This is a genomic window from Streptomyces marianii, from assembly GCF_005795905.1.
Lineage (GTDB): Bacteria > Actinomycetota > Actinomycetes > Streptomycetales > Streptomycetaceae > Streptomyces > Streptomyces marianii.
The window spans coordinates 1407787-1420670 of the sequence record NZ_VAWE01000001.1; the positions used below are offsets into that span (position 1 = coordinate 1407787).

Genomic DNA, 12884 nt, shown 5'->3' on the forward strand with positions numbered 1-12884 from the left:
GACACCCTGTCATGAACGTCTGGCCCATCCTCCGCAGCCACCGGAAACGGCTCGCCACGGGCCTCGCCCTGGGACTGTCGGCCGCGTGCGTGTCGCTGCTGCAGCCCCTGGTCATCGGGAGGATCATCGAGGCCGTGTCGTCCGGCGGTTCGCCGGGCGGGCCCGTCCTGCTGGCCGCCGCACTCTTCGCCACCGGCGCCCTGCTCTCCGGCCTCCACGGGTACACGATGGGCACACTCGGTGAGAACCTCGTCTTCGACATCCGCAGAGTGCTCGCCCGCCGGGTGCTGCGCGCACGGCTGCCGGACTTCCAACGCTGGGCGCAGGGAGACCTGCTGAACCGTATGGTGACGGACACCTCGATGGCCCGGGTGACGATGTCCTCGGCTCTCGCACAGGTCACCAGCAGCGTGTTCAGCGTACTGGGGTGCCTCACCCTGATGGCCCTGATCGACCTGCGGCTCCTCGGCGTGACGGTCGGCTGCCTGGGCGCCGCCAGTCTGGTCTCCGTCGTCCTGGCCCGCCGGATCAGGAAGCAGGCGGTGGCGAACCGCACTGACACCAGCCGCTACGCCACCGCCGTCGCACGCGTGCTGGGCAGCATGTCGACGGTCAAGTCCTCGTGTGCCGAGGCCCGCGAGGCGGAGACCCTCGACGGTCTCGCCGGTCGGGCCCGGCGCTCCGGTATCCGGGTCTCCGTCCTGTCCGCGGGGCTGGGCCCGGCGATCAACGTCGGCTCGCAGATCGCTCTGACCGTGGTCGTGGCGTGGGGCATGGCCCGTGTCGCCACCGGAGACCTCTCGCTCTCCGCACTGACCGCCTTCGTCATGTACCTCTTCTACCTGGTCTCACCGCTGCTCGCGACGTTCACCTCCATCGGACGGCTTCAACAGGGCCGGGCCGCGATCGACCGCCTCGGGGAACTCGCCGATCTGCCGCAGGAGAGCGGGCCCCCGGCCCCGGCTACGCGGGCACAACCCCGGAGCGGACAGGCCGTGGAATTCGAGCGGGTGTCGTTCCGCTACGACGGAAGCGGACGGAACGCACTGCACGAGGTGTCGTTCGGCGTGCCCGCGCACGGGCTCACCGCGATCGTCGGCCCGTCGGGCGCCGGAAAGAGCACCCTCTTCCGGCTTGTCGAGCGGTTCTACGAGCCCGACTCCGGGCGCGTGCTCCTCTACGGTGCGGACGCCGCCTCGATGCCGCTCAACCAGGTGCGGCGACTGACCGGACATGTGGAGCAGGATCACCCGCTGATGCGTGGCAGCGTCCGCGACAACCTGATCTACGCCTGCCCCTCGGCGGGCGAGGACGACATCGCCGAAGCACTGCGTCTGGTACGGCTCGACCAGGCCGTCGAGTCCCTCCCCGAGCGGCTCGACACCGTTCTCGGCGAGCGGGGTCACGGGCTCTCCGGCGGGGAGCAGCAGCGCCTGGCCGTCGCCCGGGCACTTCTGCCGCGGCCCTCCGTCGTCCTCCTGGACGAGGCGTCCGCCAACCTGGACGCCGACACCGAGGCGGAACTGCGCGGCGTCGTCGCCTCCATCGCCCGGGATCGTGCCGTGGTGACCATCGCACACCGTCTGTCGACCGTCGTGGAGGCAGACCAGATCGTCGTCATGGAGGCCGGACGGGTGCGCGCCGTAGGCACACACCCGGACCTGATACGACGCGATGACCTCTACCGACGGCTCGTCGTACGGCAGTTCGCATCGGTTCCGGAAGACCACGCCCTGGCTACGCAGCCCTTCGAGGCCGGATGACGGAAGAGGGCTCGTCGCGCTCGGAAGCGTCACCGCCGACGTCGGCAGCCCCGCTGAGGGCCGGCGGCACCGCGGCGCGGCAGCCGTCCGGTTCGCGAGCGCCGGCGGGTTTCCGCCAGGTGGAGCGGTCCCCTGACCGACGGACAGAGCAACCCCGGACCGGCCCGCAGCCCCACCCGGCAGGAACGGCATCGCGGGACGGGCGGTGAAGAATCACCGAACGGAACGCCAGGCGGGCTCAAGGCTGTCGAGAAGGTCGCGATAGGCCGTGGTGGCTCTGTCCCAGCGTGCGTCGGCCATCGGCGCCATGAGGAGTCCGAAGATGGCGCCGGTCAGGAGGACGGCGTGGCTCCGGGCGCGGTCCGCCGGCACGCCGATGCCGAGGAGGACGGAGGCGAGCAGATCCGTCCATTGGCCGATGGTGTCGCGCATCACCGGCCCGTACCGGTCCGGATGGAGCAGGCTGTCCGCCATCACCTCGAGGTAGAGAGGGAAGGCCGCACGGAGGCCGGGGGCGGTGAAGTGCTGCCACACCTCTTCCATGAGGCATCGCACACCTGCGGCGTCCTCGGGCGGCCCTGTCGACTCGAGCCGGTCACGAACGCGCAGCAGGGGACGGTCCTCGTCCAGGGCGAGGACTTCGGTGACCAGGCGCTCTTTGGTGCCGAAGTAGTAGAGGAGCATGCGGTCACTCGTGCCCAGGGCCCTGGCGAGAGGGCGGAGCGACAACCCGGACAGGCCGTTGCGGATGACGTAGGCATGGACCCGGTCGAGCAGTTCACGCCGTTTGGCCAGGTCTGGCGAGCGTGGCATCGCGGCTCCTCCGCTTCGGGACGCACGGCAAACGGGGCAGCATGTGTCCGTTAGACACCCTTTCCTTACTCTTGTAGCGTAGTGCCCGCTACAGTTATTTTGCGAGTTTCAGTGTGAAGGCGAGGTACAGCCCCGCCCTGTTCGCCGGTACGCCAGGTACCGCAGGCAGCACGAGAAGGACTGGTTCCCATGGCCTCTCGGGCCCTCGGCCACAACAAAGGATCTTGCAGGAAGGTCTGCACCCCGCTCCGCCTCCGTCGGCGGGGGCGAAGGCCGAAGAGGACGTCGCCCTTCCCCCGGAGACCATCGTCTCGGCCGCTCTCCTGGGCCGCCCGCCAGCAGATTCTCTGGTCCCGCGCCCTGCAGCCCCTGCTGCCGTTGGACGCCCCCCGTGCCAGCGCCGGCGACCGGGAGGTCTCCTGGCCCCTGCGGCGGGAACCGACCTCGGTCCCACAGGCGCGGCGTCTGGTGGTCGCACAGCTGGAGGACTGGGCTCTGCGCGACCTGGAGGCGCCGGCAGAGCTCCTGGTCAGTGAACTGGTCACCAATGCCGTGTGCCACACTCGCGGCCCGCTGCGGCTCAACCTGGTGGTCTGCGGCAGCCGCCTGTGCTGCGAGGTGGAGGACACGAACAGCGACGGCCCGGTACGTGGTGCGGCCGACGGCTGGGACGAAGGGGGACGCGGTATCGGACTCATCGACGCGCTTGCCGATGCGTGGGGGAGCCGCCCCACTGCCACAGGGAAGACGACGTGGTTCGAACTGGCAGCCAACGCACCGGAGGCCGATTGACGCAGAAGGCCGTGCCGGCCCGCACGGAGCGGGCGCGGACGGTTCCCCCCGCCGCATCCCGGCCAAGGGTGTCATCGCGGGGACATGGCCCTCATCGGCCAGGTGGTCGAGCGTCCCGGCCCAATGCCTGTGCGAAGACCCGAAGAAGGTGGTGGCGCGGTCCGCCGGCACGCGGGCGGTGAGGGGAGCACGAAGGGGACGCGCGGAGTTCCGTGCGGTCGTTGGTCTCCGGCCTCGGTCAGCCCGTCCGCGTCCCGTCCTCGCTCAGCGCGCCGCGGACGAGCAGGAGCAGGGCGTCGGTGAGCTCCCCGGCCGGCGAGCCGGTGGCCAGGCGGCGGAGCTGGAGTCCGGTGACGAGGGCGACGGTGTGGGCGGCGAGGCGCTGGGGCTCGGGCACACCGAGGGCCGTGAGGATCTGGACGGCGAGGCGGTCGTACGCACCGAAGCACTCGGCCGCAGCCTCGCGCAGCCGTTCGTCGCGGCCCGCCTGGATGTAGAGCTCGAGGGGCGCGATGTGCTCACTGTCGAAGACCGTGCCGTCCGCGACCTGGGCGGCCAGCGCGGCCGCGCCGTCGACGTCGACTCCCTCCGCCTCACCCGCGTCGGCGAGTTCGGTGAAGCGACGTGTCTCCTCGCGGACGAAGTGCAGCAGCGACTCCCGCAGCAGTTCGTGCTGACTGGAGAAGTGGTAGGTGACCGAGCCGAGGGAGACCCCGGCCTCCTTGGCGATCCGCCGGTTGGTGACCGCGGCGATGCCGTCCTGGCCGATGATGCGCAGGACGGCGCGAATGATGCGCTGCCGGGTCGGGGGTATGGCCGGTGCGGCGGGCTCCGCGGAGGCGCTGGTCTGGCTGGGCATGCGCGTCATTGTTCCACCGGCGCGCTCCTCGTCCTCAGCGGGTCGGGGCAGTGCTCGTACCATCGCCGGTCGGCCTCCAGCTGGGCGGCGAGCGAGATCAGCCGTTCCTCCGTGCCCTCCGGTCCGAGCAGCTGCGCGCCGACGGGGAGACCGTCGGAGGTGAATCCAGCGGGGACGTTGACGCCCGGCCAGCCGAGGACGTTCCAGGGCCAGGCGTACGGGCAGACGGCGGCGATCGCCGTGTTGGTGCGCCAGGCGCTGAGGCCGTCGAAGGTGCCGATGGGCGGCGGGGGTGCGGCGGTGGTCGGGGTCAGCAGCACGTCGTAGGTGTCGAACAGCGCGCCGATACGGCGGTGCTGGCGTGCCTCGCGGGCGCGGGCGGCCCGGACGATCGGTCCGCCGAGCAGCCTGCCGTTGCGCAGCGCCGTGCGGGTGCGCGGGTCGAGCAGCGCCGGTTCGGGGTGGAGGGCGGCGTACTCGGCCACGCCCGCGGTGCCCCGGGAGACGAAGCCGAGGCCCATCAGCCCGTAGCGGGGCCGCGCCTCCTCGACGTGGTGGCCGAGCCGGGCGAGGGCCTCCGCGAGGTCGGAGACGGCGCGCCGCACCTCGGGGTGGGGCCGGGCACCGCTGAGCGTGAGCGGCGGCCTCCAGGCGAGGGCGACGCGCAGCCGGCCGGGTTCGCGGCGGGCGGCGGCCGAGGCGTCCACGGCGTCGGGCCGGTGCAGGTCCTCGGGGTGGGGGCCCTGGACGGCGTCGAGCAGCAGCGCGGCGTCGGCGACGGTACGGGCCAGCGGGCCGTTGACCGTGAGTCCGTGGAAGGCGTCGGTCTGGGGGTGCAGCGAGACGCGGCCGCGCTGCGGCTTGATGCCGACGAGATGGGTCCAGGCGGCCGGGATGCGGATGGAGCCGCCACCGTCCGAGCCGAGGGCCGCGGGCACCAGGCCCGCCGCGACGGCGGCCGCGGAGCCGCCCGAGGAACCGCCCGGGGTGTGGTCCGTGGACCAGGGGTTGCGGGTGGCGCCGAAGGCGGGACCCTCGGTGAAGGGCCACTGCCCGAGCTCGCAGGAGTTCGTCTTGCCGACGATGACGGCGCCGGCCGCGCGCAGTCTCCGTACGGCCTCGCCGTCGGCGACCGCGGGGGCCCGCTCGCCCCGGCAGCCGAAGTGGGTGGGCAGCCCGGCCACGTCCGTGTCGTCCTTCACGGCGAGCGGTACGCCGAGCAGCGGTGCCCGCTCCCCCGCCGCGAGGCGCCGGTCGGCGTCCTCGGCCTCGGCGAGGGCGGACTCGGCGCGGACGTGCCGGAAGGCGTTGAGGGTGGGCTGACTGGACCCGATGCGCCCGAGCGCTCCCCGGACCAGTTCCACCGAGGTGGTCTGGCCTTCCTTCAGTTTCCGGACCTGCTCGGCGAGGCCGGAGAAATCACCTGTGGACATGACCACCCTGTGCTCCTTATCGTTCGTTCGAACGAACAGAACTGGAGGGTAACCAGATGCGCATCAACGGATCAACCGTTCTCCTCACCGGTGTCACCGGTGGTATCGGGGCCGCGCTGGCCGCCGAACTCTCCCGACGGGGCGCCCGGTTGATCCTGACGGGGCGCCGGCGCGACGCCCTCGAGCCGCTGGCGAAGGAGTACGGTGCCCGCGCCGTCGTCGCCGATCTTGCCGACCCCGAGGACGTGGAACGCCTCGCCGCCGAAGCGGCGGGGACGGAGATCCTCCTGGCCAACGCCGCGCTGCCGTCCAGCGGCGAACTGCTCGACTACGCCCCCGGCCAGATCGACCGCGCCCTGGCGGTCAACCTCCGCGCGCCGGCCATGCTGGCCCGGCTGCTCGCCCCGGCCATGGTCGAGGCGCGCCGGGGCCATCTCGTCTTCGTGGGCTCCATCTCGGGCAAGACGGCGACCAGGCATTCCGCGCTCTACAACGCCACCAAGTTCGGTCTGCGGGGCTTCGCGCTCGGGCTGCGGCAGGACCTGCACGAACACGGGGTCGGGGTGTCGCTGGTGCAGCCCGGGTTCGTCCGGGACGCGGGGATGTTCGCCGCGACCGGCGCCGAGCCGCCCGCGGGAATGCGCACCGTCTCACCCCGACAGGTCGTCACGGGTGTGGTGCGCGCCATCGAGCGCAACCGGGCCGAAGTGAACGTCGCACCGCCGGAGATGAGGATCCTCAGCGCGATCGGCGGCCAGTTCCCCGGCTTCTCCGAGCGCGTCCAGCGCCGTTCGGGCGGCGCCGAGCGCACGGTCCGCACTGTCGTGGCGGCCCAGCGCGACAAGCGCTGAGGCCGCCGCCGGCCCGCCCCGTATACCACCCCCGTACGGGGCGGGCACTCCCGACGCCCGGGGGCTCGGACCGCTGGGGAGCGGTCCGAGCCCCCGGGTCACGTCCGCTCAGCGGTGCCTTTCGCGCTCCGGCAGCATCAGCAGCGTGTACAGCAGCAGCGAGGCGGCGAACCCCACCGCCCAGCCGTAGTCCGCGAGCGGCTTCAGGACGGGGATCAGCCCGTCCTCGGGGAACGGGCCCTTTCCGGGGGCGGAGTGGGAGCCGCCGATCGCGAGGACCCCGCCGACGGCGAAGGCCAGGACGGCACGCCAGTTCCAGCCGGACGCGTACCAGTAGCGGCCCCCCGGGCGGTAGAGGTCCGCCGGCTCCAGTCGGGTGCGGCGGACGATCCAGTAGTCGGCGATCAGGATGCCGGCGACCGTGCCGAGCAGCCCGCCCACCAGACCGAGCCAGGTGAAGATGTAGAGCTCGGGCGTCTCGGTCAGCTTCCACGGCATGATGAGCACGCCGACGACACCCGTGATCAGCGCCCCGGTGCGGAAGTTGACGAACCGCGGGGCGAGGTTCGCCAGGTCGTAGGCGGGGGACACGACGTTCGCCGCGATGTTGACGGAGATCGTCGCGATCAACACGGTCACCAGGGCGAACAGCAGGCCGAAGACGTTGTCCGTCTTCGCGGCGAGCTGCACCGGGTCCCAGATCGGCACGCCGTAGACGGCCTGGGAACCCGAGGTGACGAACACCGACAGCAGCGCGAACAGCGTCATCGTCGTGGGCAGTCCCAGCGTCTGGCCCCAGACCTGGGCGCGCTGGCCGGCGCCGAAACGGGTGAAGTCCGGGATGTTCAGGGACAGGGTGGACCAGAAGGCGATCATCCCCATGAGGGAGGGGAAGAACACCGGCCAGAAGTCCTCGCCCCAGCCGAGCTCGGAGGGCTGGTCGAGCAGCGGTCCGAAGCCGCCGGCCTTCACCGCGATCCAGACCAGCAGCACCAGCGCGCCCACGATGACGAACGGCGCCGCCCAGTTCTCGAAGCGGCGCAGCGTCTCCATGCCCCGGTAGATGATGGCGAGTTCCAAGGCCCAGAAGACGACGAAGCAGAGCCACAGCGTCCAGGGCTGGCCCGCGATCTCGGCCACCTCGGTCCAGCCGCCGAACACGGTGCCGAGCAGGACGAAGATGCCCTGCCCGCCGATCCAGGTCTGGATGCCGAACCAGGCGCAGGCGACCGCGGCCCTGATCAGTGCGGGAAGGTTGGCACCGCGTAGCCCGAAGGAGGCGCGGGCGAGCACCGGGAAGGGGATGCCGTACTTCGGACCGGCGTGGCCGGTCAGGAGCATCGGGAACAGCACGATCACGTTCGCCAGCGCGATGGTGAACACGGCCTGTTTCCAGTCCATGCCGAGCGCCACGAGCCCGGAGGCGAGCAGCCAGGACGGGATGTTGTGGGCCATCCCGACCCAGAGCGCGGCGAAGTTGTACGTGGTCCAGTGGCGGTCGGCGAGCGGTACGGGAAGCAGGTCCTCGTTGACGAAGCGGCCTCCGGCGGGGACCGCGCCGGGCACGAGTTCCACCCGGCCCTGGGCGTCGGTGAGCCGGCCGGAGTCGGAAGGAGGAGGGGAGGGCACCGGGGGAACGGTCGCGGTCATGGCCTTGACCCTTCAGCAGAGGTCGGGCTTCGCGTCGGGGAGTTCGGTGCCCGTCAGCGGTCGAGTGCGGGGATGATCTCCGCGCCGTAGGCGTCGATCGTCGCTTCCTTCGCGTCGTGCATGTTGTAGACGGCGAACTGGTCGACGCCCAGGTCCCTCAGGTGCCTCAGCTTCTCGATGTGGGCCTCAACGGGGCCGAGGAGGCAGAACCGGTCGACGATCTCGTCGGGCACGAAGTCCGTGGACGCGTTCCCCGCCCGGCCGTGGTGACCGTAGTCGTATCCCTGCCGCTCCTTGATGTACGCGGTCAGGGCCTCCGGCACTATGTCCGAGTGCTCCCCGTAGCGCGAGACCAGATCGGCGACGTGGTTGCCGACCATCCCGCCGAACCAGCGGCACTGGTCGCGGGCGTGCTCGAGGTCGTCGCCCACGTACGCCGGCGCGGCCACGCAGATGGTGATCGCGTCCGGGTCGCGTCCGGCGTCGGCGGCCGCCTCCCGCACCGCCTCGATCATCCACTCGGTGAGGTAGAGGTCGGCGAGCTGGAGGATGAAGCCGTCGGCCTTCTGCCCGGCGAGGGCGAGCGCCTTCGGCCCGTACGCCGCCACCCACACGGGCAACCGGCCGTCCCGCACCCACGGGATGCGTACGGGCTGCCCGTCGACGACCGCCTCGCGCCCCTCGGCGAGATCGCGGATGACCTCGATGGCCTCGCCCAGCCGGGCCAGGGTGTCGGGCTTGCGGCCGGCCACCCGCATCGCGGAGTCGCCGCGGCCGATGCCGCAGACGGTGCGGTTGCCGAACATGTCGTTCAGGGTGGCGAAGGTGGAGGCCGTCACCTCCCAGGTCCGGGTCCCGGGGTTGGTGACCATCGGGCCGACGTGCATTTTCCGGGTGTGTTCCAGGATCTGGCTGTAGACGACGAACGGCTCCTGCCAAAGCACCGCCGAGTCGAACGTCCAGCCGTAGCGGAAGCCGTTGCGTTCCGCGCGCCGCATCAGACCGACGACCGCCGAAGCGGGCGGGTCGGTCTGCAGGACGAGTCCGAAGTCCACCGGGACCTCCTGGGTCGGGTTCCGCTAGTTCAGGTACTGGCAGGTCGAGCGGGGAGTGAACACGCCGTGGCCGGCCCGGCCGACGAACTCCCGTCGATCGACGACGAGTTCGCCCCGCGAGAGCACGGTCTCGACCCGGCCGGTGATCCGCTTGCCCTCGTAGGCCGAGTAGTCGACGTTCATGTGGTGGGTCTCGGCCGAGAGGACCTGCTCCACGTGCGGGTCGTACACGACGATGTCGGCGTCGGCGCCCGGCGCGATGGTGCCCTTCTTCGGGTAGAGGCCGAACATCCGGGCGGGCGCGGCGCAGGCGATCTCGATCCAGCGGCGGCGCGAGATGTGGCCGTCGAGGACGGCCTGGTGCAGCAGGTCCATCCGGTTCTCGACGCCCGGCAGCCCGTTGGGGATCTTGGAGAAGTCGCCGCGGCCGAGGTCCTTCTGTCCGGAGAAGCAGAACGGGCAGTGGTCGGTGGAGACGACCTGGAGGTCGTCGGTCCGCAGCCCGCGCCACAGCGCGGCCTGGTGCTCCTTCGGCCGCAGTGGAGTGCTGCAGACGTACTTGGCGCCCTCGAAGTCCGGTTCGGCGAGGTTGTCGGTCGACAGGAACAGGTACTGCGGGCAGGTCTCGCCGAAGACCGGCAGTCCCTTGTCCCGGGCGGCGGCGAGTTCGGCCACTGCCTCCTCGGCGGAGACGTGGACGACGTACAGCGGGGCGCCGGCGACCCGGGCGAGCTGGACGGCCCGGTGCGTGGCCTCGGCCTCCAGCAGCACTTTGCGGACCTCGCCGTGGTAGCGGGGGTCGGTCTCGCCGCGTGCCAGGGCCTGTTCGACGAGGACGTCGATGGCGATGCCGTTCTCCGCGTGCATCATGATCAGCCCGCCGTTGGCGGTGCCGCGCTGCATGGCCCTCAGGATCTGCCCGTCGTCGCTGTAGAAGACGCCGGGGTAGGCCATGAACAGTTTGAAGGAGGTGACGCCCTCCTCGACGAGCAGGTCCATCTCCTTCAGCGAGGACTCGTTGACGTCGGAGAGGATCATGTGGAAGCCGTAGTCGACGGCGCAGTTGCCGTCGGCCTTGGCGTACCAGACGTCGAGTCCTTCGCGCAGGTTCCGGCCCCTGGTCTGGACGGCGAAGTCCACGATGGTGGTGGTGCCGCCCCAGGCGGCGGCCCGGGTGCCGGTCTCGAAGGTGTCGGACGCGAAGGTGCCGCCGAACGGCAGCTCCATGTGGGTGTGCGCGTCGACTCCGCCCGGGATGACGTACTTCCCGGTGGCGTCGATGGTGCGGTCCGCGGTCCAGCTCCCGGCGGCGGTGGACCCGTGGGCCGCGAGGGCGGCGACGCGGCCGTCCTCGACCAGGACGTCGGCGTGGGTCTCGTCGGCGGCCGTGAGGACGAGTCCGCCGCGGATCAGTGTGCGGTTGCTCATGGTCTTCCCCTCGCGTGGACTAGAGGCTGCGCAGGGTGCGTTCGAGGATCGAGGCGCCTTCCTCCGCCTCGGCGACGGTGAGGGACATCGGCGGTGCGATCCTCAGGACGCTGGTGTTGTGGCCGCCGCCCTTCCCGATGAGCAGTCCGCCCGCGCGCGCGGCTTCGAGCACGGCGGCGGCGGCCTCCGGGGACGCCTCGTCCGTGCCGGGCCGGACCAGTTCGATGCCGATCATCAGTCCGCGTCCGCGCACCTCGCGCACGCCGGGGATCCCGGCCGTGATGGCACGGAGCCGTTCGATGAGCAGTCCGCCGACGCGGCGCGCGTTGCCCTGCAGATCGTGCTCCAGCAGGTACGAGAGGTTCGCGAGACCCGCGGCCGCGGTGACGGGTGAACCGCCGAACGTGGAGATGGAGTTGGCGTCGATGCAGTTCATCACCTCGGCCCGGGCCACGACGCCGCCCAGCGACATGCCGTTGCCGATGCCCTTGGCGAAGGTGAGGATGTCCGGCGGGCCGTTCTGCGCGTGCGCCTGCCAGCCCCAGAAGTGCTCGCCCGTCCGGCCCCAGCCGGTCTGCACCTCGTCGGCGATCCACAGGATCCCGTGCCGGTCGAGGACTTCGCGGAACGCGGCGTACAGCCCGTCCGGCGGGGAGGTGAAGCCGCCGACCCCCTGGATGGGCTCGGCGATCAGCGCGGCCACGTCGTGGGTGTGGCCGAGCAGGTCCTCCAGGTCGGCGACGCACGCCTCGGTGAACTGGGCGTCGGAGAGCCCCGCGTAGGGACCGCGTGTGCGCACCCCCCCGTGCACGTACAGGGTCTGCACCGGGGAGAGCGTCGTCGGCGACCACGAGCGGTTGCCGGTGATGGAGACGGTCGAGAAGGAACGGCCGTGGTAGCTGTTGCGCATGGCCAGGACCTGACCGGACCTGCGGTACGCGGTGGCCAGCAGCAGGGCGGTGTCGTTGGCCTCGGTGCCGGAGGTGGTGAAGAAGACCCGGGCGTCAGGGATGCCCGACAGGGCGGCGATGCGCTCGGCCAGCTCCACCATGGGGCGGTTGAGGTAGAGCGTCGAGGAGTGGATGATCCGCCCGGCCTGCTCGCTGACCGCCTTGGTGACCTCGGGGAGGGCGTGGGCGGTCATGGTGGTGAGGATGCCGCCGAAGAAGTCGAGGTAGCGGTTGCCGTCCGCGTCCCAGACGTGCCGGCCCTCGCCATGGGTGATCTCCACGGGCTGCCGGTAGTACAGCGCGACCCAGTCGGGGATGACGGCGCGGTGCCGCTCGTACAGGTCACTCACGGCTGGACCAGCCCCTCGTACGCGTCGGGCCGGCGGTCGCGGTAGAAGGCCCACTGCTGCCGCACTTCGTCGATCAGGTCGAAGTCGAGGTCCCTGACGATCAGTTCCTCCTCCTTGTCGCTGGCGACCTCGCCGACGAACTGGCCGCGCGGGTCGACGAAGTAGCTCGTGCCGTAGAAGTCGTTGTCGCCGTACTCCTCCTGGCCGACCCGGTTGATGGCGGCGATGAAGTACTCGTTGGCGACGGCCGCCGCGGGCTGCTCCAGCTGCCAGAGGTACGCGGAGAGGCCCCGGGAGGTGGCCGACGGGTTGTAGACCAACTGTGCCCCTCCGAGTCCGAGTTGACGCCAGCCCTCAGGGAAGTGGCGGTCGTAGCAGATGTAGACGCCGATCCTGCCGACGGCGGTGTCGAAGACCGGCCAGCCGGCGTTGCCGGGCCTGAAGTAGTACTTCTCCCAGAATCCCTTGACCTGGGGGATGTGGTGCTTGCGGTACTTGCCGAGATAGCTGCCGTCGGCGTCGATCACCGCGGCGGTGTTGTAGTAGAACCCGGAGTTCTCGACCTCGAAGACAGGGACGACGATCACCATCCCGGTCTCCCGGGCGAGATCCCGCATCCGCAGCACCGTGGGGCCGTCCGGGACGGGCTCCGCCCAGCGGTAGTGCTCGGGCTCCTGCACCTGGCAGAAGTACGGGGCGTTGAAGACCTCCTGGAATCCGATGACCTTGGCGCCCTGCCGGGCAGCCGCACGGGCGTGCTCCTCATGCTTGGCGATCATGGATTCGGTGTCGCCGGTCCAGGTGGCCTGGACGAGTGCGGCGCGTACGACGTTGGTCATGAGCTGCTCCTTCGACAAGACGTCAGAGCTCTACGCACGTAGACGCGATGCGTAGGAGGAGAACGTAAGCCCCGCCACACACTGGGGCAAGACCATCGTCG

General features: G+C 71.0%; 11 protein-coding genes. 3 read left to right on the plus strand and 8 right to left on the minus strand.

The features are described 5' to 3' along the window. Positions 1–11: 11 nt before the first annotated feature. Positions 12–1763, plus strand: a complete 1752-nt coding sequence (locus FEF34_RS06375; RefSeq protein WP_138052247.1) for an ABC transporter ATP-binding protein — start codon at positions 12–14, stop codon at positions 1761–1763. Between the two features lie 213 nt (positions 1764–1976). Here the strand turns inward: FEF34_RS06375 and FEF34_RS06380 are convergent, their stop codons facing one another. Further along, positions 1977–2576: a TetR/AcrR family transcriptional regulator gene (locus FEF34_RS06380; RefSeq protein ID WP_138052248.1), complete on the minus strand. Its 600-nt coding sequence runs from the start codon at positions 2574–2576 to the stop codon at positions 1977–1979. Between the two features lie 189 nt (positions 2577–2765). On the opposite strand from FEF34_RS06380, the gene FEF34_RS06385 reads away from it, so the two are divergent. After that, a complete protein-coding gene (locus FEF34_RS06385; protein WP_138052249.1) occupies positions 2766–3368 on the plus strand; it encodes an ATP-binding protein in 603 nt (200 codons plus the stop codon). Between the two features lie 238 nt (positions 3369–3606). Here the strand turns inward: FEF34_RS06385 and FEF34_RS06390 are convergent, their stop codons facing one another. Together FEF34_RS06390 and FEF34_RS06395 are read right to left on the minus strand one after the other, a co-directional pair. Beyond that, complete coding sequence (locus FEF34_RS06390; protein ID WP_138052250.1) at positions 3607–4227, minus strand: TetR/AcrR family transcriptional regulator; 621 nt, start codon at positions 4225–4227, stop codon at positions 3607–3609. Between the two features lie 5 nt (positions 4228–4232). Further along, the gene (locus tag FEF34_RS06395) at positions 4233–5660 is read right to left on the minus strand and encodes an amidase (protein WP_138052251.1); all 1428 of its coding nucleotides are present in this window, start codon (positions 5658–5660) and stop codon (positions 4233–4235) included. Between the two features lie 56 nt (positions 5661–5716). Here FEF34_RS06395 and FEF34_RS06400 point away from each other — a divergent pair, with 56 nt between their 5' ends. Beyond that, positions 5717–6511 (plus strand): SDR family NAD(P)-dependent oxidoreductase, encoded by a 795-nt coding sequence (locus tag FEF34_RS06400; RefSeq protein WP_138052252.1) that lies wholly within the window; start codon positions 5717–5719, stop codon positions 6509–6511. 108 nt (positions 6512–6619) lie between these two features. Here FEF34_RS06400 and FEF34_RS06405 read toward each other — a convergent pair whose 3' ends face one another. Genes FEF34_RS06405 through FEF34_RS06425 form a run of 5 tightly spaced genes read right to left on the minus strand, consistent with a single transcriptional unit; the run spans position 6620 to position 12783 of the window. Further along, positions 6620–8161, minus strand: coding sequence for an NCS1 family nucleobase:cation symporter-1 (locus FEF34_RS06405; RefSeq protein WP_138052253.1), 1542 nt, complete (start codon positions 8159–8161; stop codon positions 6620–6622). Positions 8162–8214: 53 nt separating this feature from the next. Next, the gene (locus FEF34_RS06410; RefSeq protein WP_138052254.1) at positions 8215–9216 is read right to left on the minus strand and encodes a TIGR03842 family LLM class F420-dependent oxidoreductase; all 1002 of its coding nucleotides are present in this window, start codon (positions 9214–9216) and stop codon (positions 8215–8217) included. Positions 9217–9240: 24 nt separating this feature from the next. Then, positions 9241–10644, minus strand: a complete 1404-nt coding sequence (gene hydA, locus FEF34_RS06415) for a dihydropyrimidinase (RefSeq protein ID WP_138052255.1) — start codon at positions 10642–10644, stop codon at positions 9241–9243. A gap of 19 nt (positions 10645–10663) precedes the next feature. Beyond that, positions 10664–11944: an aspartate aminotransferase family protein gene (locus FEF34_RS06420; RefSeq protein WP_138052256.1), complete on the minus strand. Its 1281-nt coding sequence runs from the start codon at positions 11942–11944 to the stop codon at positions 10664–10666. Next, positions 11941–12783, minus strand: a complete 843-nt coding sequence (locus tag FEF34_RS06425; RefSeq protein WP_138052257.1) for a nitrilase-related carbon-nitrogen hydrolase — start codon at positions 12781–12783, stop codon at positions 11941–11943. Before FEF34_RS06425 ends, FEF34_RS06420 begins: the two co-directional genes overlap by 4 nt. Positions 12784–12884 lie beyond the last annotated feature (101 nt).